The sequence below is a fragment of the Saccharopolyspora rectivirgula DSM 43747 genome (assembly GCF_000497205.1).
In the GTDB taxonomy this organism is placed as follows: Bacteria; Actinomycetota; Actinomycetes; order Mycobacteriales; family Pseudonocardiaceae; genus Saccharopolyspora; species Saccharopolyspora rectivirgula.
The window spans coordinates 69,136-91,144 of the sequence record NZ_AYJW01000001.1; the positions used below are offsets into that span (position 1 = coordinate 69,136).

At 69.8% G+C, this 22,009-nt stretch carries 22 protein-coding genes and 1 pseudogene; 9 read left to right on the forward strand and 14 right to left on the reverse strand.

From position 1 onward, the window contains the following. Positions 1-31: 31 nt before the first annotated feature. The 3 genes from SREC43747_RS0100325 to SREC43747_RS0100335 all read right to left on the reverse strand — a co-directional run bounded on the left by SREC43747_RS0100325 (position 32) and on the right by SREC43747_RS0100335 (position 2,771). The gene (locus SREC43747_RS0100325; RefSeq protein WP_029719161.1) at positions 32-397 is read right to left on the reverse strand and encodes an NADH-quinone oxidoreductase subunit A; all 366 of its coding nucleotides are present in this window, start codon (positions 395-397) and stop codon (positions 32-34) included. Positions 398-556: 159 nt separating this feature from the next. After that, positions 557-1,855: a geranylgeranyl reductase family protein gene (locus tag SREC43747_RS0100330; RefSeq protein WP_029719162.1), complete on the reverse strand. Its 1,299-nt coding sequence runs from the start codon at positions 1,853-1,855 to the stop codon at positions 557-559. A 226-nt stretch (positions 1,856-2,081) separates the two neighbouring features. Next, positions 2,082-2,771, reverse strand: coding sequence for a demethylmenaquinone methyltransferase (locus SREC43747_RS0100335; protein WP_037331090.1), 690 nt, complete (start codon positions 2,769-2,771; stop codon positions 2,082-2,084). Positions 2,772-2,997: 226 nt separating this feature from the next. Here SREC43747_RS0100335 and SREC43747_RS0100340 point away from each other — a divergent pair, with 226 nt between their 5' ends. Beyond that, positions 2,998-3,912, forward strand: coding sequence for an inositol monophosphatase family protein (locus tag SREC43747_RS0100340; protein ID WP_081722344.1), 915 nt, complete (start codon positions 2,998-3,000; stop codon positions 3,910-3,912). A gap of 667 nt (positions 3,913-4,579) precedes the next feature. Here SREC43747_RS0100340 and SREC43747_RS0100345 read toward each other — a convergent pair. Both SREC43747_RS0100345 and SREC43747_RS0100350 read right to left on the reverse strand, forming a co-directional pair. After that, entirely contained in the window at positions 4,580-5,434 is an 855-nt protein-coding gene (locus tag SREC43747_RS0100345; RefSeq protein ID WP_029719165.1) for a 1,2-phenylacetyl-CoA epoxidase subunit PaaC, read from the reverse strand. Between the two features lie 100 nt (positions 5,435-5,534). After that, complete coding sequence (locus SREC43747_RS0100350) at positions 5,535-6,020, reverse strand: DUF3592 domain-containing protein (RefSeq protein WP_236622945.1); 486 nt, start codon at positions 6,018-6,020, stop codon at positions 5,535-5,537. 190 nt (positions 6,021-6,210) lie between these two features. Between SREC43747_RS0100350 and SREC43747_RS20390 the strand changes: the two genes are divergently transcribed. The 3 genes and pseudogenes from SREC43747_RS20390 to SREC43747_RS22120 all read left to right on the forward strand — a co-directional run bounded on the left by SREC43747_RS20390 (position 6,211) and on the right by SREC43747_RS22120 (position 7,354). Continuing rightward, entirely contained in the window at positions 6,211-6,429 is a 219-nt protein-coding gene (locus SREC43747_RS20390; protein ID WP_152528266.1) for a hypothetical protein, read from the forward strand. Between the two features lie 153 nt (positions 6,430-6,582). Continuing rightward, positions 6,583-6,864 (forward strand): annotated as a pseudogene (locus tag SREC43747_RS22245) (hypothetical protein); the annotation flags it as partial. 91 nt (positions 6,865-6,955) lie between these two features. Continuing rightward, entirely contained in the window at positions 6,956-7,354 is a 399-nt protein-coding gene (locus SREC43747_RS22120; RefSeq protein WP_269077829.1) for a chorismate-binding protein, read from the forward strand. A 6-nt stretch (positions 7,355-7,360) separates the two neighbouring features. Here the strand turns inward: SREC43747_RS22120 and SREC43747_RS0100360 are convergent, their stop codons facing one another. Together SREC43747_RS0100360 and menD are read right to left on the reverse strand one after the other, a co-directional pair. Then, on the reverse strand, positions 7,361-8,863 hold the full coding sequence (locus SREC43747_RS0100360; RefSeq protein WP_029719167.1) for a M1 family metallopeptidase: 1,503 nt from the start codon (positions 8,861-8,863) through the stop codon (positions 7,361-7,363). Between the two features lie 149 nt (positions 8,864-9,012). Further along, on the reverse strand, positions 9,013-10,683 hold the full coding sequence (gene menD / locus SREC43747_RS0100365) for a 2-succinyl-5-enolpyruvyl-6-hydroxy-3-cyclohexene-1-carboxylic-acid synthase (RefSeq protein WP_029719168.1): 1,671 nt from the start codon (positions 10,681-10,683) through the stop codon (positions 9,013-9,015). Between the two features lie 129 nt (positions 10,684-10,812). Between menD and SREC43747_RS0100370 the strand changes: the two genes are divergently transcribed. From SREC43747_RS0100370 to SREC43747_RS0100380, 3 genes are all read left to right on the forward strand, one after another. After that, entirely contained in the window at positions 10,813-11,736 is a 924-nt protein-coding gene (locus SREC43747_RS0100370) for a 1,4-dihydroxy-2-naphthoyl-CoA synthase (protein ID WP_029719169.1), read from the forward strand. Positions 11,737-11,969: 233 nt separating this feature from the next. Beyond that, positions 11,970-13,157, forward strand: a complete 1,188-nt coding sequence (gene menE, locus SREC43747_RS0100375) for an o-succinylbenzoate--CoA ligase (RefSeq protein WP_029719170.1) — start codon at positions 11,970-11,972, stop codon at positions 13,155-13,157. 42 nt (positions 13,158-13,199) lie between these two features. Continuing rightward, positions 13,200-14,072 (forward strand): 1,4-dihydroxy-2-naphthoate polyprenyltransferase, encoded by an 873-nt coding sequence (locus tag SREC43747_RS0100380; RefSeq protein ID WP_029719171.1) that lies wholly within the window; start codon positions 13,200-13,202, stop codon positions 14,070-14,072. Positions 14,073-14,084: 12 nt separating this feature from the next. Here SREC43747_RS0100380 and SREC43747_RS0100385 read toward each other — a convergent pair whose 3' ends face one another. Genes SREC43747_RS0100385 through SREC43747_RS0100395 form a run of 3 tightly spaced genes read right to left on the reverse strand, consistent with a single transcriptional unit; the run spans position 14,085 to position 16,067 of the window. Continuing rightward, positions 14,085-14,645, reverse strand: coding sequence for a DUF3558 family protein (locus tag SREC43747_RS0100385; protein ID WP_152528267.1), 561 nt, complete (start codon positions 14,643-14,645; stop codon positions 14,085-14,087). Between the two features lie 13 nt (positions 14,646-14,658). Beyond that, positions 14,659-15,759 (reverse strand): L-cysteine desulfhydrase Cds1, encoded by a 1,101-nt coding sequence (gene cds1 / locus SREC43747_RS0100390; RefSeq protein ID WP_029719173.1) that lies wholly within the window; start codon positions 15,757-15,759, stop codon positions 14,659-14,661. Then, a complete protein-coding gene (locus SREC43747_RS0100395; RefSeq protein ID WP_051387484.1) occupies positions 15,756-16,067 on the reverse strand; it encodes a DUF4229 domain-containing protein in 312 nt (103 codons plus the stop codon). The genes cds1 and SREC43747_RS0100395 overlap by 4 nt, the downstream gene beginning before the upstream one ends. A gap of 189 nt (positions 16,068-16,256) precedes the next feature. Between SREC43747_RS0100395 and SREC43747_RS0100400 the strand changes: the two genes are divergently transcribed. Both SREC43747_RS0100400 and SREC43747_RS0100405 read left to right on the forward strand, forming a co-directional pair. Next, complete coding sequence (locus SREC43747_RS0100400) at positions 16,257-16,481, forward strand: BldC family transcriptional regulator (protein ID WP_029719175.1); 225 nt, start codon at positions 16,257-16,259, stop codon at positions 16,479-16,481. 199 nt (positions 16,482-16,680) lie between these two features. Then, positions 16,681-16,869: a hypothetical protein gene (locus SREC43747_RS0100405; RefSeq protein ID WP_029719176.1), complete on the forward strand. Its 189-nt coding sequence runs from the start codon at positions 16,681-16,683 to the stop codon at positions 16,867-16,869. A gap of 38 nt (positions 16,870-16,907) precedes the next feature. Here the strand turns inward: SREC43747_RS0100405 and SREC43747_RS0100410 are convergent, their stop codons facing one another. The 4 genes from SREC43747_RS0100410 to SREC43747_RS0100425 form a co-directional block, all read right to left on the reverse strand. Beyond that, positions 16,908-18,209 (reverse strand): MinD/ParA family ATP-binding protein, encoded by a 1,302-nt coding sequence (locus SREC43747_RS0100410; protein WP_029719177.1) that lies wholly within the window; start codon positions 18,207-18,209, stop codon positions 16,908-16,910. Between the two features lie 286 nt (positions 18,210-18,495). Beyond that, positions 18,496-19,497: a c-type cytochrome biogenesis protein CcsB gene (gene ccsB / locus SREC43747_RS0100415; RefSeq protein ID WP_029719178.1), complete on the reverse strand. Its 1,002-nt coding sequence runs from the start codon at positions 19,495-19,497 to the stop codon at positions 18,496-18,498. Beyond that, positions 19,497-21,119 (reverse strand): cytochrome c biogenesis protein ResB, encoded by a 1,623-nt coding sequence (gene resB / locus SREC43747_RS0100420; protein ID WP_029719179.1) that lies wholly within the window; start codon positions 21,117-21,119, stop codon positions 19,497-19,499. Before resB ends, ccsB begins: the two co-directional genes overlap by 1 nt. After that, positions 21,119-21,901: a cytochrome c biogenesis CcdA family protein gene (locus SREC43747_RS0100425; protein ID WP_029719180.1), complete on the reverse strand. Its 783-nt coding sequence runs from the start codon at positions 21,899-21,901 to the stop codon at positions 21,119-21,121. Before SREC43747_RS0100425 ends, resB begins: the two co-directional genes overlap by 1 nt. Positions 21,902-22,009 lie beyond the last annotated feature (108 nt).

The following is a 22,009-nucleotide window of genomic DNA, read 5'->3' on the forward strand; positions in this document are numbered from 1 at the left end:
ACGGAACCGATGAGTTCACCCAGCGCACCACCTAGTTCCAGTCCAGCCCGCCGCGCCGCCACACGTAGATGTAGGCGAACCCGACAGTGGCGATGAACAACGCGATCTCGACCGCACCGAACAGGCCGAGGACGTCCGCTGAGACCGCGAACGGGTAGAGGAAGACCATTTCGATGTCGAACAGGATGAACAACATCGCGGTCAGGTAGTAGGCGACCGGCATCCGGCCGCCACCGGCGACCGGCTGCGGAGAAGGCTCAATACCGCACTCGTAGGGATCCAGCTTGGCCTTGTTGTAGCGACGAGGGCCGACCAGCGGGGCGATGATCACGGAGAAGACCGCGAACCCCAGGCCCAGCGCGAACATCAGCACCAGCGGTACGTAGGGACCGAGCACCGTGCTGCCCTCCTTCGGCGTCACCAGCAGTTGCGCCGGTCACATCCGCAACTGCTGGTGAGCACTCTATGCGGTCGTGAGAATCGTCTCCGTAGTGAGGCGAACCTAACTTTATGATTTCCCACACACTACGTGAGACATCTGACCAGATGAGGGTTGCTACGCGCTAGGGGTAATACGAGTAGTGGCGCTGATCACACGATCCATCGTGTCCCCGCCGCTGGAGTCATAAAGATTTGCCAGCAGTTTCAACACGAAACGCATCAACGTGGTGCGGGGCAGACCGTGCTTGGTGGCCAGGCCCATGACAGTCGGATTGCCTATCAACTTGGTGAAGATGTTGCCCATGCGGAAGTAACCGCCGAAGGCCTCCCGCAGCGCCAGCGGGTACCGGCTGAGCGCCTTCTCCCGGGAGACCCCCTCCGGGCGGGCCAACGCGTGCACCGCGCACTCGGCGGCGAGCCGGGCGGACTGCATCGCGTAGGCGATCCCCTCGCCGTTGAACGGGTTGACCATCCCGCCGGCGTCCCCCACCAGCAGCAGGCCGTCCCGGTAGTGCGGCGTCCGGTTGAACCCCATCGGCAGCGCCGCGCCACCGATCCGACCGACCGCGTTCTCCTCGCGGAAGCCCCACTCCTCCGGCGTGCCGCCCAGCCAGGAGAGCAGCAGCTTGCGGTAGTTCGTCTGGCCGTAGGCCTTCGAGGTGGACAGGATGCCCAGGCCGACGTTCACCGTGCCGTCCCCCATCCCGAACAGCCAGCCGTAGCCGGGCAGCAGCTTGGGGTCGTCGGGGTCGGAGCGGTCCCACAGCTCCAGGTGGGATTCCAGGTAGTCGTCCTTGCTGCGCGGGCTGTGGTAGTAGCGGCGGACCGCCACGCCCATCGGCCGGTCGTCCCGCTTCTGGATGCCCACCGACAGCGCCAACCGGGCGGACACCCCGTCGCACCCCAGCACCAGCGGCGCCCGGTAGACGACCGGCTCGCGCTCCGGACCGGTGGTGGCCTCCACCCCGATCACCCGACCGGTGCGGTCGTCGGTCAACGCCCCGGTGACGGTGGTCTGCTCGACTAACTTGGCGCCCGCCTGCTGCGCGGTCCGGGCCAGCAGGTCGTCGAAGTCGTTCCGCGGGCGGACCACGCCGTACGGCGGGAACCCCGCCAGGTCCGGCCAGTCCAGCTCGATGGTGACCCCACCACCGACCACCCGCAGTCCCCGGTTGTGCAACCAACCGGCCTCTTCACGGGTGTCGATCCCCAGGTCGATGAGCTGCTTGACCCCGCGCGGGGTGATCCCGTCACCGCAGACCTTCTCCCGCGGGAAGACGCTCTTCTCCAGCAGCAGCACGTCCAGACCGGAACGGGCCAGGTAGGTCGCCGCCGTCGAGCCGGCCGGCCCAGCTCCGACCACGATGACATCGGCGTCCTCGTGCGGCCCACGGCGTCTGGTGGCACTGGTCATGGCACTCCTCGGGTCCGTTCACCGGCACAGCGGCCTTGTGAAAGAGTTCACTATCTCCCCGAGAGTCTAAGCGGGGCGGAACGCCCGATCGACTCCGCGGAGAGCCCCGATCACCCGAGGGACGCAGGCCTGACCTGCGAAAACCGCCGAGGAGCACGCTGCGATCGCCCAAATGGGTTACCCAACGCCACACATGATTAGCGCCACCAGGCGCCGAACCAGTGGGTCAGCTGGGCTTGACCGCCCGGTGCACCGCGACGATCCCGCTGGTCAAATTGCGCCAGGCGACGCTCGACCAACCGGACTCGGCGATGAGCTCGGCGAGACCCCGCTGGTCCGGCCACGCCCGGATCGACTCGGCGAGGTACACGTACGCGTCCGGGTTCGACGACACCGCCCGGGCGATGGACGGCAGCGCGCGCATCAAGTAGTTCAAGTACACCGAGCGGAACGGCTGCCAGGTCGGCGTGGAGAACTCGCAGACCACCAACCGACCCCCCGACCGGACCACGCGCAGCATCTCCCGCAACCCCTGCCCCGGATCGGCCAGGTTGCGCAGCCCGAACAGGATGGTCACCGCGTCGAAGGCGCCGTCCCGGAACGGCAGTCGCAGCGCATCGGCCGCCACCAGCGGCACCCCGCGCTTGCGCCCCACCGAGAGCATCCCCAGCGAGAAGTCGGCGGCAACGCACCAGGCACCGGTGCGGGCGAACTCCACGGTCGACACCCCGCTTCCCGCGGCCAGGTCCAGCACCCGCTCACCGGGCTTGGGGTCCAGCGCACGCCGGGTCGCCACCCGCCACCGCCGGTCCTGCCCGAAGGACAGCACCGTGTTGGTCAGGTCGTACCTGCGCGCCACCCCGTCGAACATCGCGGCGACTTCGCGGGGATCCTTGTCCAAACCGGCCCGAGACACACCAGCAGCCTACGCGGTCGCCCCGGACACCCCGCAGCGCGTGCTCGGGATCGTGGCGTCCGCATCACACCCGGCAGACGGCGACCCGACGATTGGTCCAACTTCCACCGCATAGCGGGCGAACCGGAGGGCGACCGACCGAGTTCCCCAGTCTTGGGCCACTCATGGCTGAAAAGACATCTCGGAGTTCCCAACTCGTAACCCTCCGCGCGGACGCTGGTACGGCATGACCCGCCTGCCTTCCCAGGTCACCCGGCTCGATTCGGCCTTGATATCGCGCGCGTACGAGGTCGCCGACCGGCTCGCCGGTGAAGCCTCGGACGTGCTCACCGCCACCGCGGGTCGCGGCGCCCGCCCAGCCCCCACCGAATCGCCGTTCGACTGGGTCACCGACATCGGCCGCACCCTGGAGCGCCACACCCGTCGCGTGCTCAGCACCGAATTCCCGGAGGTGCCGGTCTACGGGGAGGAATTCGACTCCGGCACCTGGCACGAGGGCCGACCGGGCACCGGGCTGCGCTGGTCGGTGGACCCGGTCAACGGCACCGCCAACCACGTGGCCGGGATCCCGCTGTGCACCTACAGCCTGGCGCTGCTGGACGAGCACGGCCCGGTGGTCGGGGTCGTCGCGGACCCGTTCCGCCAACAGGTCTACGGCGCGGCCCGGGGACGCGGCATGCGGGTCAACGACACGCCGGTCCGCCTGGCCGAAGCACCGGAGACCAGGGCCGGCATCGTCTGCACCGAACTGACCAAGAGCGGCCCGTGGCCGGGCATGGACCAATTCATCAGCAACGCCGCCCGAGCGCACGTGGGGGTCCGGCTGCTGGGCTCCCCGGGCCTGGCCATCGCGCAGGTCGCCCTCGGGCACGCCGTCGCCGCGGTGCTGGACTTCTACCAGGAGTGGGACGTCGCCGGGGCGCTGGCGCTGGCCGCCGAATCCGGTGCCGTGGTGCTCAACCGGTCCGGTGAACCGGAACCGCTGCCGTCCGACGGGCTGCTGGTGGCCGCTCCCGGCGCGGCCGAATCCGTGCACGAGTGGTGGCGGTCGGCGTCCGGCCCGCAAGCCCCGACCTCGATCCCCGAACCACCGATCGGATCGGCGCAGAGCACGGACATCGGCGGCAGCAGCGGGAACTGAGCGCGCAGCGCGGCAACCGCCCGCCTGGCCCGCTCGAAATCAGCGGTGCGCACCAGCTCGTCCACCACCCCCGAGACCTCCTGGCTCCGGCGGACGAACCGGGTCACCCCGGTGCTGAGCTGCCCCGCCACCCTGGTCAACGCCACTTCCCGACCAACGGGGTCCTCCTCCAGTCCCCGACCGAGCTCGGCGAACACCCGAACCTCGGGCAGTTCGGCGTCCATCCGCCGCACCACCGCGCGCAGCCCCTTCCGGGCCGGTTCCGACGACAGGGTTTCGACCACCCGGTCGGCGTCGGAAACCGCTCGCTCGCACCGGTGCACGAAGCCCTGCCAGTCGCAGCGGACCGGCGGACCACTTCCCCGAGCACGCGGAACCGACTCCGCTGGCGGCTGCCGTCCACTGCGCAACCGGCTGATCGCCACCACGACCGCTGCCCCGCACACACCGGCGGGCAATGCACATACCAGCGCTGTCCAGCTTCCGTCCATCGGGTGCCTTCCTGGAGCCGGCTCGCGTCGAAGCCGGCCGCGTGTGCCGTGGGCGGCGTGGATCCCCCGCGCCGAACCACACGCACTACTGTGCGGCAGCCGACATCCGGAGCGCTTGGGGGAAAGTACTCATTCGCCGCCCGGGAACCACCGCTGTTCCAGCGCCCCCGAGCCGATCACTCGGCCTTGGCCAAGTGCTGCATGTCGGCGACCAGGAAGTCCATTCCCGCGGTGTGCACCCCGTCCCGACCACCGGGCGGGACGAACCGCGAGAACTCGCCGACGTCGACCCCGCTCAGCCCGGTAGCCCCCAGCGTTTCGGCCAACCACCCGCTCACCTCGGCGCGCACCTCGCTCGGGTCGACCGCGCAGCCGGCGTCGGCCAACCGGAGCTCCACCGGGTGCGGGGCGAACAGCTCACCGGTGAACGGCCAGACCCGCCGGAAGCCGTTCACCACGTGCTCGCGCACCACGTCCTCCGCCGCGTGCCGGAGCACCCACTGCGCCGCCCGGTCGCGGTACCTGGTGACGGTGTCCAACGCGCTGACCGCCAACGCCGCCAGCACGGCTTCCCTGCTGCTGGCCAACCTGGCCAGCACCGCTCGCCGCCACGCGCAGAACACCAGCAGCCGGACCACCGTCGCCGGGAACGCCCCCACCAGGTACGGGCCGCAGTCGATCTCCACCAGCCGAACGTTGCGGAACTGCCCGGCCCCCCGGTAGTGGGCCAGTTCGTCCTCGTCCCGCCACTGGCTGAGGGCGGCCGTGCGGCTCAGCAGGTACCTGGAGTGGTTCAGCAGCCCGGCGGCGATCCTGAGCAGGGCTTCCGAATCGGCGAGCCGCAACCCGTGCACCCCCCACCTGGACAGCTGGTGGGCGAGCACCAGGGAGTCGTCGGCGAGCATCAGGCAGTACTGGGCCACGTCCGTGGCGGAGACATCGGACGGCACCGGGTGGTTCGCTGGCGGCATTGCCGGTTCCCCGAGCACCCACTGCTGGGCTTCACCGGCACGGACGTCTCGGATGTTCATGAGGGCCACACCGCTTCGGTCGTGCGGAAGGGATCCGCAGCACTGTGCTTCCCTCCGGAGAGACCTCCAGTGTCACACCAGGTACGAGGTCATGAAAGGGTCATCGGGTCCTGGACGGGCGGCGCAGCAGCCAGTAGGCGGGCAGCAGCACGCCCCAGCACACCGCCAGCGAGCTGAACACCGGGAGCAGCGCGACCCCCACGTTCCGCCCGGCGACCCGCACCAGGTCCGGGTTGCGGGCGTCGTACTCGACGCGCACCAGCTGCCCCTGCTGCAGCCCGGAGGGGTAGAGCACACCGTTCGGCGGGTTGTACACCCGGCCGTCCTCGGTGGCGAACCACACCGCGGTCCGGGTCAGCGACGTGTCGATCACCTCGGCGACGGCCTCGCCCCGGGCCTCCTCGATGGTGCGGTCGTTGATGGAGCAGGCGACGACCAGCGCCACCGCCATGATGGTCAGCAGCGTTCCGAGACCGAGCACGCACCGAGCGGCGATCTCGCGCACCCGCGCCCGGACATCCGGTTCCGGACCGTCCGCGGAATCCGCCGGTCCGGTCACCTCTTGCTCAGTCGTGCCAGTCGCCACATCCGCCGATTGTAGGCAGCTACCTGGCCAGTTCCCGTCTCCGCACCGACCTGCGCCCGCCCCCGCACCTGCTCCCCAGGGGTGACCACCACGACAGCGCCGGTGCCGGTGGCGGGGCGCACCCGGCAGCTCGACCCCACCGATCCGCGTTCCGCTCGATCTGCTGCCGGGCGGGCCCGTGGTGAGCTGGGTGCGCCGCGGGGAAGGGCTCGTCGGCTGGGGAGCGGTGGCCTGGACCCGGGTCCGCGGGCGGGACCGCTTCGCCGCCGACACCCGGTGGCAGGAGGTGCTCGGGCGCATGCGGAGCGACGACCCGCTCGAGCTCCCGAGCAGCGGCCCGGTCGCATTCACGATCCTGGCGTTCGCCGACGAGCCCGGCGATTCGGCCGTGCTCGTCCCCGCGTGCTGATCGGCTCCCGCGCCGGAACCCGCTGGACCACCACGACCGGGGAACCGCCGCGGCAGCAGCGCTCCCCGCCCCCCGCCGGGCCGGATCACCTGCACCCGCGGGCAGCTCCCGGCGGAGGCGCACCGGCGGCTGGTGGCCGGGGCCGTCCACCGGATGACCCGCTCGGGCGAGCTGGCGAAAGCGGTGCTGGCGCGGGACCCGGCGGCCCCTCCTCCGCTCCCCTCGACGCGCGTTTCGCGCTGCGCAACCTCGCCGAACGCCATCCGGGGTGCTGGGCGTTCGCGATGGGCGGGTTGCTCGGGGCGGCGCCTGAACTGCTGCTGGAGCAGCGCGGCGGGTGCGTTCCGGGTGCTGGCCGGGACCTCCTGGCCGCGGGACCGCGGCGCCACCACCGAGGGGGCGGAGGAACTGCTCGAGTCCGCCAAGAACCGCGTCGAGCACGCCTGCGCCGCGACCTCGCTGGCCGAGCAGCTGCGCCCGTGCTGCACTGCGCTGCACGTGCCGGAACAGCCGCGGGTCCTGCACCTTGCGCAACGCGGCCCACCTGATCACCGGCATCACCGGGGAACTAGCCGACCGGGACGCCAGCCCGCTGCGGTTGGTCGCCGCCGCACACCCCGCGGCCGCGCTCGGCGGTCCCCGCCGAACTGGCCGTGCGGGCCATCGAAGAGCTCGAGCCGCTGGACCGCGGGCGCTGCGCGGGCCCGGCCGGCTGGACGGCAACGGCAACGGGGACCTCGGGAGCGCCCTGCGCTGCGCGCAAATCGAAACCGCCGCCACGCGGGCCGGAGGAGGAACGCGTGGCGGCGGACGGGTTCGACTGCTCGCCGGCTGCGGGATCGTCCCCGACTCGGAGCCGGACTCGGAAGTCGCGGGGACCGAGGCGGAGCCGCAGCCGGTGCGGGAAGCCCTGGAAGGGCGGTGAACGGCCTCAGCGCCCGACTTCCCGCAGCAGCGAGTGCGTGAAGTCGAGCTGCTGGACCGCCGGCGGCACCGATTTCACCTGTGCCGTCGTGCTCGGCAGCACCCCGTTCTCCGCGGTGGGCGCCGGCTTGGCCGGGGTGAACAGCCAGGCGTTGACGACCTCGTCGAGCTGCTTGCCGGACCGCTCCTCCAGCAGTGCGATGAACTCCTCGACGGTGCCGTTCCCGTAGCGCTTCTCGGCCACCCAGCTGCGGACGGCGCTCAACAGCGCCTCGTCCCCCACCACGTTGCGCAGCGCGTGCAGCGCCAGCGCACCGCGGACGTACACCGCCTCGTGGAACACGTTGTCCGGGCCCGGATCGCCTGGCGTGACCGTCCAGAACGGATCGTTCTCCGGGTACAGGTTGTAGTAGTGGTCGAACAGCTCCTGGGCCGTACCGGTTCCCTGGCTCTCCGACCACAAGAACTCCGCGTAGGTGGCGAAGCCCTCGTTGAGCCAGATGTCGCGCCAGGTGTCCACCGACACCGAGTCGCCGAACCACTGGTGGGCCAGTTCGTGGACCACGACCGACGTGTTCGCCCCCTGGGAGAAGAACTTGCTGCTGTAGGTGGGCCGGGTCTGGTTCTCCAGCGCGAAGCTGATCCCTTCCGCGGCGACCACGCCGCCCTGGGCTTCGAAGGGGTACTCGCCGAGCAGCTCGCTGAGGAACTCCAGCACCTCGGGGGTGCGTTCCACGCTGGCCTTGGCCGCTCCCTCCAGCTCCCCGAGGTTCTCGGAGTAGGCGGTCACCGAAGGCTGCCCGAAAGCACCGGTTTTGGTGCTGACCTCGTACTGACCGATGCTGAGGAAGGCCAAGTAGGGCGCGGTGGGCTTGGTCGTGCGCCACCTCCAGTTGGTCCACCCGGCGAGGCTCGACCGGTCGGGGTTCACCCCGTTGGACACGACTTCGGTCCCGTCCGGAACGGTGACGGAGATGTCGAAGGTGGCCTTGTCCCTGGGGTGGTCGTTGCTCGGGAACCACCACGCCGAGATCTCCGGTTGCCCAACGGCGAGCGCGCCGTCGGAGGGGCGGACCCACGGGTTGAACCCGTCGACGTCCACACTGGATGGAACACCTGCGTATTCGACGACGAACGTCGCCAGGCTGTTCTCCGGCAGCGGCCGGGACGGCTCGACGGTGAGCTCGGTGCCCTGCTGGTGGAATTCGGCTTCGGCCCCGTTCACCCGCACCGATTTCACCGGAAGGGCGAAGTCCAAGTTGAACGACGTCAACTCCTGCGTAGGCCTGGCCACGACGGTGGTCGTGCCGGAAAGGTGGTCATCACTCGGCTGGTAGCGCAGCTGGATGTCGTAGTGCGTGACGTCGTAGCCGCCGTTGCCGTAACCCGGGAAGTAGGGATCGCCTATGCCGGGAGCCCCAGGTCCGCTGCTGCTGGCCAGAGCCGGCGTGGCGAACAAGCACGCCGCGCAGGAAATCGCTGCCGCGCGCAGGGCTTTGCTTCGGAGCACCTGCCACCTCCTCCAAATCTTGTTCGGTAGGAGCCTAAGTAACAATGCGGGAGGTCGGCAGGACTTCCAGAATCCAGCTTTTCCCAGAATTCCTGGTAATTCCGCGAAAATCTGTTTATTTCCACTCGAATGTGCTAGTCCGCTGCTGATCAACCCAACAACGCGGCGCGCACCGCGGCCAGCAGTCGATCGTGCACCGGGCGCAAATCCTCTCGGTCGGTCCGGATTTCCACCACCCGCAAGCCCGGCTGCCACTGGATGGCGCGGATGAATTCCGACCGCTGCCGCACCACCGTGTGCTGCACGCCGTGCGCGGCGCACAGCTTGCTGATGTCGGTGTCGTGCGGGGTGCCGAAGACCCGCTCGAAGGAGTCCTGGTACTCGGGATTTCCCTGCTCCAGCAAGGAGAATATGCCGCCGCCGTTGTCATTGAGGACGACCACGGTCAGATCGGGCCGCTTCTCCTGCGGACCGATCAGCAGGCCGTTGCTGTCGTGCAGGAAGGTCAGGTCGCCCAGCAACGCGTAGGCCGGCTTGCCGTGCCCGAGCGCAGCGCCGATGGCCGTGGACACCATCCCGTCTATGCCGGCCACCCCGCGGTTGCGGTGCACGACGACGTCGGGGCGTTGCCTGGCGGCCAGGGCGACGTCCCTGGTGGGGTTCGAGGAGCCGAGCACCAGCAGGGAGTCCTCCGGCATCGTGTCGACCAGGTCCCGGGCGACCGCCGGACCGCTGGGCCAGCGCTCCAGGTCGAGCGCGGCGTGCAGCGCGGTCGAGGCCTTCTGGTCGGCGTGCTGCCACGCGGTGAGCCAGTCGGCGTCCAACGGACCGGGTGAAGCGCCGAAGGACTCGGCCACTTCCCGCACGTTGTGCGCCGGCGCCGGCCAATCCTCCCCGGGATGGGCGAGCAGCACTTCCACCTCGGGGTCGGCCAGCAAGCGCTGGACCTGCCGGAACACCGTCGGGCGCCCAACGCACAGCACCTGTTCCGGCTTGTGCGCCCGGAGGAACTCCGGAAGGTTCAGCAGCCACATGCCGGTGCTGATGGCGGTGGTTCCGGACAGCCCCACCCCGCCGGTTTCGGCGAGCACCGGCCAGCCGTACCGCTCCGCCCACGCACTGGCACCGTCGATCCCGCCGTCGCCGACCAGCACCATCCCGCGACGCGCGCGAGCCCGAGCCAGACTGCTGGGTTCCCGGGAGTAGTCGGTGACTTCGGTCCACCGGGCACCACCGGGACGGCCGGTGAGCGGCTCGCACCACTCGTCATCCCCAGTGGGGACCAACGGCTCCCGGAAAGGGAGGTTGAGGTGCACCGGGCCGCTGCGGGCGCGGCCGAGCGCCGCCGCGCACGCCCGGCACACCTGGCTGCGCCAGTACGAGTTCTGCCCGGGGCGCTGCTCCGCGACGGCGAGTTCGTCGAAGAAGCGGACTTCGGTGCCGAACAGCCGGTGCTGGTCGATCGTCTGGTTGGCGCCGGCCGCCCGGAGTTCCGGTGGGCGGTCCGCGGTCAGCACCACCAGTGGAATTCCGGAATGATACGCCTCACTCACCGCCGGGTGCAGGTTCGTGGCAGCGGTGCCCGAGGTGCACGCCACGGCCACCGGTCGATGGGTTCGCGCGGCCAGGCCGAGAGCGAGGAAGCCGGCGCTCCGCTCGTCAATGCGAACGTGCAGCTCCAGTTGACCTTCTTGGGCTGCTCGGTGCACCGCGAACGCCAGCGGCGCATTGCGGGACCCGGGCGCCAGCACCACGTGGTGCACTCCGTTGCGGACGAGTTCGTCGACGATGACCGCAGCCTGAGCCGTGGACGGATTCAACCGATCACCTCTGAAAATCTTCCCCGACGGACTCGGCCTGTTGACCAGGGTCCCTCGCCGACTGAACGGACGCTGTGCATTCCGGGGAGGCCCCCGCGCTTGCTCCCCGCGGCCTCTATTGTCCCAGGTGTGCAGAATCCCCGTGTCTCTGAGCTGTTCGATCCGAGCGTATGGGAGCCTGTAGCGGGCTTCGATTTCACCGACATCACATATCACCGGTGCACTGAAGAAGGCCCGGGCAAAGGCACTGTGCGAATCGCCTTCAACAGGCCGGAAGTGCGGAACGCCTTCCGCCCGCACACCGTGGACGAGCTTTACCAGGCGCTCGACCACGCCCGAATGACCAGCGATGTCGGCTGCGTCCTGATCACCGGGAACGGCCCCTCGCCCAAGGACGGGGGCTGGGCCTTCTGCTCCGGAGGGGACCAGCGGATCCGCGGGAAAACCGGCTACCAGTACGCCTCCGGCGAGACCGCCGACACCATCGACCCGGCGCGCGCCGGACGGCTGCACATCCTCGAAGTCCAGCGGCTGATCCGGTTCATGCCCAAGATCGTGATCGCAGTGGTGCCCGGTTGGGCCGCCGGCGGCGGGCACAGCCTCCACGTCGTGTGCGATCTCACAATCGCAAGTGCAGAGCACGCCCGATTCAAGCAGACCGACGCCGACGTCGGCAGTTTCGACGGCGGGTTCGGGTCGGCCTACCTCGCCCGCCAGGTGGGTCAGAAATTCGCCCGCGAGATCTTCTTCCTCGGCCGCACCTACACCGCCGAAGACGCCCACCGGATGGGCATGGTCAACGCCGTCGTCCCGCACGAGGAACTCGAGGCCACCGCGCTGCAGTGGTCGCGGGAGATCAACGGCAAGTCGCCAACTGCGCAGCGCATGCTCAAGTTCGCGTTCAATGCCATCGACGACGGCCTGGTCGGGCAGCAGGTCTTCGCCGGGGAGACCACCCGCCTGGCCTACATGACCGATGAAGCCGTCGAGGGACGGAACGCCTTCCTGGAGAAACGCGACCCGGACTGGTCCTCCTTCCCCTGGTACTACTGACCAGAGCGTTGCACCGGGCGGGACCGGACCAGCGCCTGGCGCGTCCCACCGGTCCTGCCCGGGACCCGGGCGTTCCGCGAGCGCTTCGGGAAGAACGATCAGCACGATCAACGCCTGCTCCTCTCCGTCGGCTACCCGTTTCTTCGGCTCCCGGATTCGAACACTTGATCGCTCGAACAGGTAATCGACAAGGGCCCTGCGGGTGGCCCTCGTCGCAGGCGGAGAATGACGGCATGCCCGCAGCGCGCAAACTCCAGCCCCTCCCCGTACCCCTCGGCGACCGGGCCCTGGAGATCGTTCCGGCGCTGCGCGACGCCCTCGACGGAACCGGTCCCGCGCTGCTCCCGGTGCCGGCGCAGGACCCCGCACGAGCCAGCCGGATCGCCGACGCCCTCGACGCGGCGAACCCCCTCGGGGCCGACGAGGACAGCCCGGACGACCCGACCGCCCTGGTGATCGCGACCTCCGGCTCGACCGGCCAGCCCAAGGGCGTGCTGCTGTCCGCGGCCGCGCTGCGCGCCTCCGCCGAAGCCACCCACCGGCGACTGCACGGCCCGGGCAGCTGGCTGCTGGCGCTGCCGGCCAACCACATCGCCGGGATCCAAGTGCTGGTGCGCGCCCTGCTGGCCGGTCGCCCGGTGGAGGCGGTGGACACCACCGACGGCTTCCGGCCCGACCGCTTCACCACCGCCGCCCGCCGCGTCCTGCAGGACAGCGGCCCCCACTACACCTCGCTGGTGCCCACCCAGCTCACCCGACTGCTCAACTCCCCCGAGGAAGGGCTCGCCGAGCTGCGGAAGTTCGACGCCGTCCTGGTCGGCGGCGCGGCTGCACCGCCCGACCTGCTGAACCGGGCCGCTGAAGCCGACGTCCAGGTCGTCACCACCTACGGGATGAGCGAAACCGCCGGCGGCTGCGTCTACGACGGGCAGCCGCTGGACATCACCGACGTCGAGCTGGACACCTCCGGGCGGATCTCGCTGGCCGGGCCGATGCTGGCCCGCGGCTACCGCAACCACCCCGGTTCCGACGCGTTCCAGGACGGCTGGTTCCGCACCGGTGACCTCGGCCGCTGGCGCGACGGCCGGTTGGAAGTCCTCGGCCGCGCCGACGACCTGATCATCACCGGCGGCGTGAACGTGGCCCCGCTGCCGATCGAGCGAGTGCTGTCCGCCCAGCAGGGGGTGCGGGAGGTGTGCGTGCTGGGCGTCCCCCACCCCGAATGGGGCCAGGCGGTGGTCGCCGCCGTGGTGCCGACCGACCCGGATTCCCCACCGGACCGGACCGCGCTGCAGAGCGCGGTGCGGGAGCAGCTCGGCGCCCCCTCGGTCCCCAAGCACGTCCTGTTCCTGCCCGAACTCCCGCTGCGGGGACCGGGAAAACCGGACCGCCGCGCGCTGTCCGCCCTGTTCAGGAGCTGACCGCCGGCAACCGGGGAACCCGAATGGACGAAGATGGCAGTTATGGCGACTGTCGCTCAGTGGATCGAAGGCGCGCGCATCCGCACCCTGCCGAACGCGATCGCCCCGGTGATCGCCGGTACCGGGGCGGCAGCGGGCATCGACAGCTTCAACCCGGTCACCGCGCTGCTCGCGCTCCTGGTAGCACTCCTGCTGATCATCGGGGTGAACTACGCCAACGACTACTCCGACGGCATCCGCGGCACCGACTTCAGCCGGGTCGGGCCGCTGCGCCTGGTGGGTTCCGGTGCCGCCCGCCCGGAAGCGGTCCGCAACGCGGCGTGGGCGTGCTTCGCCCTGGCCGCGGTCGCCGGACTGGCGATCGTGGTGCTGACCGGGCACTGGTGGCTGCTGGCGGTCGGCGCGCTGTGCATCCTCGGTGCCTGGTTCTACACCGGGGGCAAGCGCCCCTACGGCTACGCCGGGCTCGGCGAGATAGCGGTCTTCCTGTTCTTCGGCCTGGTCGCGGTGCTCGGCACCCTGTACGTGCAGGCCGGGACGATCACCGGGTTCAGCATCGGGGCCGCGGTGGCGGTCGGCTCGTTCTCCAGCGCGGTGCTGGTGGCCAACAACCTCCGGGACATCCCGACCGACCTGGAGTCCGGGAAGCGCACCCTCGCCGTCATCCTCGGGGACCGGGACAGCCGCACGCTCTACGTGGCGCTGGTGCTGGTCCCGTACCTGATGTCGCTGCTGATCGGCCTGCGCAACTCCTGGGCGCTGCTGGCCTTCCTGTCCTTGCCGCTGCTGGTGGTGCCGCTGCGCACGGTCGTCGGCGGAGCGATGGGCCGGCAGTTGATCCCCACCTTGCGGGACACCGGGCTGGCCATGCTGGCCTGGTCGGTGCTGACGGCGATCGCGCTGGCGATCGGGTAGCGCGGGCCCGGTTCAGCGGGCCACCGCGGCGAGCACGTACTGGGCGATCCCCTGGGCCGTCTCGCACTGGGTGGAGTCGGCTTCCGCTGCGATCACCGAGACCTGCAGGGCAGCTCCGTCGACCGGGGCGTAGACGGTGCAGTCCCCGGCGCGGAGCAGCTGGGTCCCGGTGACGTCGCCGAGGTCGACCTCCGCGCGGCCGAGATCGGTGTACTCGGGCGGCTGAGCGGCGAGCAGCACGGAGCGGGTCCCGTCCTGCTCCGGGAACTGGCAGCCGCGCACCGGGGAGCCGGCCCCGAGCTTCCGCGGCCGGCCGGGCTCCACCGGGAAGGCCAACTGCGCCAGGTCGTCGGTGCTGACCAGCTGGCACAGCTCCTCAGCCGGAGCGCGGTCCAGGTGAACTCGTTGCGCGGGCTCCACTTCCCGGGTGATCGAGGGCGTCACCGCGTCGATCGTGGTGGTTTCGGTGTCGCTGGTGGTCTCGGCGGGCGGTTGCGGCTGCTCCGCGCTGCACGCGGCGAGCAGTCCCGCGGCGGCCACCACGCCCCATCGCGCCGAAAGCTTCACCTGCACCTGCCTTCCCAGATCAGCCGCCGACCGGGAACTGCCCGGTGGCGTGGAAGTGGTCCAGTGCGGACACCGGCCCGGACAGGGCCAGGTCGTGCGCTGCGACCCACTCGTCGTCGTAGTACGTGTGCGTGTAGCGCTCGCCGCCGTCGCAGAGCAGCGTCACGATGCTGCCGCGCTGTCCGGTGCGCAGCATTTCCGCCACCAGTTGGAAGGCGCCCCACAGGTTGGTCCCGGTGGAGCCGCCGACGCGCCGCCCCAGGACGTTCGACGCGAACCGGGCGGTGGCGATCGAGGCGGCGTCCGGCACCTTGATCATCCGGTCGATGACCTGGCCGATGAAGGAGGGCTCGACGCGCGGGCGGCCGATCCCTTCGATCAGCGAGGCGCTGCAGCTGGTGAGGGTGGTGTCACCGTGCCGCCAGGCGTCGAAGAACACCGAGTGCTCCGGGTCGACCACGGCCAGCCGGGTGCGGTACCGGCGGTAGCGCAGGTACCGGCCGATGGTCGCGCTGGTGCCTCCGGTGCCGGCCCCGACGACGACCCAGGCCGGTTCCGGGTGCGGTTCCATGGCGAGCTGGGTGAAGATCGATTCGGCGATGTTGTTGTTGCCGCGCCAGTCGGTGGCGCTCTCGGCGTAGGTGAACTGGTCCATGAAGTGGCCGCCGAGCTCGGCGGCCAACCGGCGGGACTCGCTGTAGATGGCCCCCGGGTCTTCGACGAAGTGGCACTTCCCGCCGTGCCATTCGATCAGTTCGACCTTCTCGCGGCTGGTGGACTGCGGGACGACGGCGATGAACGGCAGCCCCAGCATGCGGGCGAAGTACGCCTCGGAAACCGCGGTGGAACCGGAGGAGGCCTCGATGACCGGCGTGTTCTTGGTCACCCAGCCGTTGCAGATCGCGTGCAGGAACAGGGATCTGGCCAACCGGTGCTTCAAGGAACCCGTCGGGTGCGTTGACTCGTCCTTGAGGTAAAGATCAATTCCCCATTCCGGGGGCAGCGGATACCGCAGCAGGTGGGTGTCGGCGCTGCGGTTGGCGTCGGCTTCGATGATTCGGACTGCTTCGCTGGTCCAGGCGCGGTGTTGCGCGCTGGAGCGGTCGAGGTCAACGGTCACTGCTGCTCGGTGTTTTCCCCACGCAGTTCAGCGCGCAGCTGCTCCCGGCGCTGCCGCCGGGCGGCCGTTCGTTCCGCGATCCCGGTCGCGACCCGCCGGCGGAGCCCGCTGAACACGAACATCGACAGCGGCATCACTACCACAACTGAAACCGCAGCCGCCACCAGCAGCGGAACGCCGATCAGCACCAGCACGGCGGCCACGAGGACCAGCAGGCCGAACCGGGCGACCGTGTAAAGGGCCAGGTCCCGGGCGAGACTGGTGGTCGCCGTTGTTCCGGTCTTCTCTGGTTCCTGCTGCTCCGGCACGTTCACCAGGGTAGAGGACGCACGTCGGGGATCTTCGGCAGGAGCTGCGCGGGCTCGACGTCGCCCGAAGAGTGGTTTTCGTCCCTTACTTTCCCTTTACCTAAACCCAAATGTTCGAGTACCTGACCATGTAAGTGTCAGGATGCGACCGGAATGCCCGAATAACCATCTTCGGAAACTGGAGGTCCTGTGACCGCAACGACCCAGCAGTCCCGCCAGAACGGCCAGGAGCAGCTCCTCACCCCCGGGGAGGTCGCAGCTCTGTTCCGGGTCGACCCGAAGACCGTGACGCGCTGGGCAACCGCTGGGCGGATCGGTTCCATCCGGACTCCTGGCGGTCACCGCCGGTTCCGCGAGTCCGAGGTCCGCGCACTGCTGGCCGAGCTCACCAACGAGGCCAAGCGTCCTTCCTGAAAGCCGGGTCGCCGCTGGCCACTGGCCGGGGAAGGGCCGCTCCGCGGTCTCCCCGGTCGGCCAGCAGCCGGCACGGCGCACCACCTCGCCACCCCCGAGCACGTTGAGCAACGGGCAGCAAGAGATTCATCACTAGCCGTGAACCGCCCAGACCGGATGTTCAGCTAATCTCGGTAGCAGGAAGCTTGGAGGTGGCCACATGATCTATGTCCTGGCGGCGATCGGCGCGGTCACGCTCGCTGTGCTGATGTGGCGGGCCTTCGGCCCCGACACCACCGCGTTCGAGCAGCGCTCCAACCGACGTCCGGTGGCGCCAGACGACGATCCCGAGTTCCTGCGGCGGATCAGCGAACAGCAGCGCAAGCAGCGCCCCGGAGAGGAGAACTGACGGGCGGGCCGGAGCGGAGCGGTTCCCGCCCGTTCGCATCAGCTCAGTTGTTGCCGCCCCGCTGCGTGCGGGAAGTCGTCCGCCACGATCGCAGCCAGCTCCAGCAGCGCCAGCCTGGTGCGCGAAGCCAGTTGGTCGAGCTCCACTTCCGCGCCTTCTTCCAGATGCGGGTCGAACGGGATCTTCGCCACCGCCCGGCAACGGGACGCGAAGTGCGCCGTGAGCTTGTCGATGTCCACCTTCTTGGCGGACGGCCGCACCGAGTTGATCACCGTCACCGACCGGGCCACCAGGTCCCCGTACCCGTGGGCGTCCAGCCAGTCCAATGTGGCCGAAGCGCTGCGGGCTCCGTCGATGGAGCTGGACGAGATGATGACCAGTGAATCGGCGATGTCCAGCACGCCTTTCATCGCCGAGTGCATCAAACCGGTTCCGCAGTCGGTGAGCACCACGTTGTAGAAGTGCTCGAGCAGGGTCACCGTGCGCCGGTAGTCGTCTTCGCTGAAAGCCTCCGAAACCGCCGGGTCCTGTTCGCTGGCGAGGACCTCCAACCGACTGGGCCCCTGGGACGTGTAGGTCCGGATGTCGCTGTACTTGCGGATCCGGGCGGCGTCCCGCAGCAGGTGCCGCACCGTGGCGGTGGTTTCCAGCGGGATCTTCTGGCTGAGGGTGCCGCGGTCGGGGTTCGCGTCCACCGCGATCACCCGGTCGCCGCGCAGCGACGCGAAGGTCGCCCCGAGCGTGGCGGTGGTGGTGGTCTTGCCCACCCCGCCCTTCAAGCTCAGCATCGCGATCTTGTAGCAGCCCTGCAGCGGCTGGTTGATCCGCGCGATCAGCTCGCGGCGGTGACGGTCGGCGGGGCTCTCCCCGAGGTTGATCGTCTTGCCGGACAGCAAGTAGACGAACTTGCGCCAGCCGGACTGCGGGATGGGCTTGGCCTGCCGCAGCAGCTGGGCGGAGGACAGCTCCGGGGCGAATTGCCCGGGCTGGGCCGGGGGCGTCTGTCCGGGCTGCGGGCAGACCTGCCCGGGGACCGGCTGCTGCGCGAAACCGGCCTGCGGGTACGGGGCGGATTGCGCGTCACCCGCCTGCGGGTGGCCGGGGGACCCGCCGCCGTCGGCGGGAAGCTGCCCGTTGGGCGCCTGGGGCGAGCCGGGCTGCACCGGGTACGCCCCGGAAGTCGCCGGTTGTGGCCCAGAACTCGCCGGATCGGCGTAGAACTGCGGGTACTGCTGAGGCCCGGAAGTCGTTGGATCGGCGTACAGCGGTTGGGGTTGCGGCGCGGAAGGATCCACATACGACGGTGCTGGATGGCCGCCCGCTGCCGGATTCCCGACCATCGGGTTCGTCCCGGGCTCGGTGTAGTGGTTCACCTGCGGTGCGCCGTCGGCCGCTTCCCGCTGAGCCTCGGGGTTGTCCTGGTTTCCGGTCACCGTTGCCGTCCCCTCCAACACGATTCGAGCCGGTCCGCCGGCCCGAAACGGGCTCTCCAGCAAGGCACGGTAGTCCCCCGAGGCCCCGGAAGTCACCGGGCGGACGGGTTCGCAGCCGGCTCCGCCCGCCCCGCAGCTGCCGGCTCTCCAGCTGCTGCGCCGGTGACCGGGGAAAACTCCCGCGCCGGGCGGACTACAGCCCAGCGTACGAGTGCAGGCCCGATACGACGATGTTCACGAAGAACAGGTTGAAGATCATCACCGCCAGGCCGAGGATGTTGATCCACGCCGCGCGAGCACCCCGCCAACCAGCGGTGGCCCGTGCGTGCAGGTAGGCAGCGTAGACGATCCAGGCGACCAGAGAAGTGGTTTCCTTCGGGTCCCACCCCCAGAAACGACCCCACGCGGCTTCCGCCCAGATGGCGCCCGCGATGATCGCGAACGTCCACATCGGGAAGATGAGCACCGTCGTGCGGTAGGCCAGCCGGTCCAGGGTTTGGCTGGTGGGCAGGCGGGAACCGAACTTGGCGAGCTTGAGCGGGTTGTTCTCGTGGCGCAGCCGGAGCAGGTACAGCAGGCTGGCCACGCCGGCGACCAGCAGCACACCGCTGGAGATCACCGCGGCCGAGACGTGGATCACGATCCAGTAGGACTGCAGGGCCGGCTGGAGCGGAGCGGCTTCCGCGTAGAGCACCGTCCCGGACAGGAACAGCAGCAGGACCACCGGCAGCATGAGGAAACCGCCGAGCGGACGCACCCGCACCGCGCTCCCCGTCTGCGACTTGGCCAGGGCGTACAGCGTGACCAGCCAAGCGATGCAGGCGGCCAGGCAGATCGCGGAGCCGAACTCGTACATGTTGCCCCACGGCACCCGGTTGGTGGCCAGTCCGCGCAGCAGCAGCGAGGCGAAGTGCACCAGCACCCCGAGCACGGTCATGGACACGGCCATGCCGCCGAGCCGTTCCCGCAGCGGGCGCCGCTCCGGTTGCTCGATCCGCCCCACTTCCGGCGGGGCTTCGGCGACCGTGCTCCCGCCCCCGGCGCCGACCTGCGCGACCTCCTTGCGCCGCACCGCCTTGCCCGGGGTTCCGAAAGCGAATTCGCCGAGGTACAGCAACATCGCGAAGATGTAGATGACCACCGAGGTGGCGTACGCCATGTCGCTGTACGTCGACAGGGTCTGGTTGACCGGCATCAGTTCTTCCCTTCGCGCGCGGTCCCGGCAGCCACACGTGACTGCGGCGACTCCCCTCCCGCAGTGCCCAGCAGGTCAGCAGCCAGCCGGGCGAATTCCTCGCCATAACCGGCCTGGTCGGTGCGGGCGAGGCCGCCCACTTCGACCACAGTACGTTCGCCGGAGCCGGCACCGGCCTCCGGGTTCGGCACCGCGCGCACCCAGATGCGGCGGCGCTTGATGCTCAGCGACACCATGAGCCCGCTGATCACCGCGATGGCCGAGACGAGGACCCACGGCTGGAACGGGTCGTGCGAGACCTGCAGGTTGACCCAGCGCTCCACGCCGTCGAAGCGGACGACGGTGCCGTCGTCGAGGCGGATCTCCTCGCCGAGGCGGAGGTTCTCCCGGGCCACCTGCTTCAACCGGCCCTGCTCGACCATGCTCTGGTCGACCCCGAAGATCGACTGGGGACGGCCGGAGTCCAGCCCGAGGTCGCCGCGCAGCACGTCGACCGCCACGGCGGGATCCTCCAACCCCGGGTACTGCGAGCTCAGCAAACTGCCCTCGAAGGACGCGGTGGGGGCGAACAAGCCGGTGATGGCCAGCTGCTGCTCCCGCCGCTCCACCGGGTCGGTGACGCCGGGCCGGTCGAACTTGGTGGCCCCCTGGGAGAGCATGGTGTTGGGGTTCATCGGCTGCCACTGGACCAGCCCGGTGCGCCGCTGGCCGTCCGGCCAGATCACGGTGAACTGCGGGGCGTAGCCGTTGCCGGTCAGGTACACCCGGTCACCGGCGGTGCGCAGCGGGTGGTTGACCTCCAACTGGTACGGCCGCCAGACGTCGTTCTCCAAGTCCTCTCCGGACTGGTACTCCAGGTCGGCGCGGTAGTACTCGGCCTGCCCGTTGGGCAGGTAGTCGACGTCCAGGTCGTTCACCCGCACGCAGAACGGGTTGAGCTTGGTGCCGTCCACCGACAACCCGGGGCGGAACGAGTCGAAGTTGTAGGTTCCGGCGTTGCAGAAGGACGAGCCGTTGGCCATCACCACGACCTGGCCCTCGTAGCCGTACAGCTTGCCGCCGGCCACCCCGACGAGCAGGCCGACGAGCGCGAAGTGGAACAGCAGGTTCCCGACTTCCCGCAGGTAGCCGCGTTCCGCGCTGATCGAGCGGGCACCGTCCCCCTCGTCCCGCTCCACCAGCCGCCAGCCCTTCAGCCGGGTGCGGGCCGCGCTCATCACGTCATCGACCGACCGGTCCGATGTGGCGGTCTCGTAGTGCGGCATCCGGCGCAGGTTCCGCGGGGTGCGCACCGGTTTGGCGCGCCACTGCCGGTAGTGCTCGGCGGTGCGCGGCAGCAGGCACCCGATCAGCGAGATGAACAGCAGCACGTAGATGGCTGCGAACCAGACCGAGCTGAACACCTCGAACATGCCTAGCTTGTCCAGCACCGGCGCCAGCTCGGGGTGCTTGTTGAAGTAGTCGTCCACTCCGGACTGGTTGACCGAGCGCTGCGGGATCAACGCGCCCGGCAGCGCCGCCAGAGCCAACAGGAACAGCAGCACCAGCGCGGTGCGCATGGAAGTCAGACCGCGCCAGGTGTTCCGGAGCAAGGCCAGCAGGGCCTTCAACTGGGTAAGCATCAGATAGGCATCTCAAAACCGGCGATCGGGCCGCGCAGCACCGCGACCAGCTCTCCCCACAATCCCGTGACCAGCAACACGCCGACCAGAACCAGCAGCACTCCCCCTGCCAACTGAATGGTGCGGGCGCGCCGGCGCAACCAGCCCGTGCTCCGCACCGCCCAACGCGCTCCCAACGCGAGCAGCACGAACGGAAGCCCGAGACCGAGGCAGTAGGCGGCGACCAGCAGCACGCCGCGCACCGCGGTACCGGTGTCGACGTCCGTGCCGGCCGCGACCGAGATCACCCCGATGAGGGTGGGCCCCAGGCAAGGCGTCCACCCGAGCCCGAAGACCGCCCCGAGCAGCGGCGCTCCCCACAACCCCGCCTTCGGCACGCGGTGGATGCGCACATCCCGCTGCAGCGCCGGGACGAAACCGAGGAACACCAGTCCCATCGCGACCGTGACGAGTCCGCCGATCCGCTGCAGCCACTGCTCGTTGGCCAGCAGCGCGTCCGACAGTCCGAGCAGGAGCAGAGCACCGGCCGCGAAGACGACGCTGAAACCGCCGACGAACAGCATCGCCGCACCGGCGACCCGCCAGCGGCCGCGGCGGTTGTGCGCCGCTTCGGCCTCGTTCACCGGAGGCGCTTCCGCCCCGACCACGCCGGCCAGGTAAGCCAGGTAACCCGGGACCAGCGGCACCACGCAGGGCGACGCGAAGCTGATTGCCCCCGCCAATGCCGCGATCGCGGCCGCCAACAACAGCGGCCCGGACGCGGCGAGCTCAGTGGGGTTCACATCTCGAGGGTAGGTAAACCCGCTTCCGCCACGTGCACCGGGCTCGGTGAACACCACCACATCTTCCCTGGTGAGCGGGTGAGGAGGAGCGAGCGGGCGGCACGGCAG

Excerpts from the sequence above, each read along its gene's own strand:
- SREC43747_RS0100330 (WP_029719162.1), bottom strand. The coding sequence starts at position 1,855 with ATGACCAGTGCCACCAGACGCCGTGGGCCGCACGAGGACGCCGATGTC.
- SREC43747_RS0100340 (WP_081722344.1), top strand. The coding sequence starts at position 2,998 with ATGACCCGCCTGCCTTCCCAGGTCACCCGGCTCGATTCGGCCTTGATA.
- SREC43747_RS0100345 (WP_029719165.1), bottom strand. The coding sequence starts at position 5,434 with ATGAACATCCGAGACGTCCGTGCCGGTGAAGCCCAGCAGTGGGTGCTC.
- menE (WP_029719170.1), top strand. The coding sequence starts at position 11,970 with ATGCCCGCAGCGCGCAAACTCCAGCCCCTCCCCGTACCCCTCGGCGAC.
- SREC43747_RS0100380 (WP_029719171.1), top strand. The coding sequence starts at position 13,200 with ATGGCGACTGTCGCTCAGTGGATCGAAGGCGCGCGCATCCGCACCCTG.
- SREC43747_RS0100405 (WP_029719176.1), top strand. The coding sequence starts at position 16,681 with ATGATCTATGTCCTGGCGGCGATCGGCGCGGTCACGCTCGCTGTGCTG.
- SREC43747_RS0100410 (WP_029719177.1), bottom strand. The coding sequence starts at position 18,209 with ATGGTCGGGAATCCGGCAGCGGGCGGCCATCCAGCACCGTCGTATGTG.
- ccsB (WP_029719178.1), bottom strand. The coding sequence starts at position 19,497 with ATGCCGGTCAACCAGACCCTGTCGACGTACAGCGACATGGCGTACGCC.
- resB (WP_029719179.1), bottom strand. The coding sequence starts at position 21,119 with ATGCTTACCCAGTTGAAGGCCCTGCTGGCCTTGCTCCGGAACACCTGG.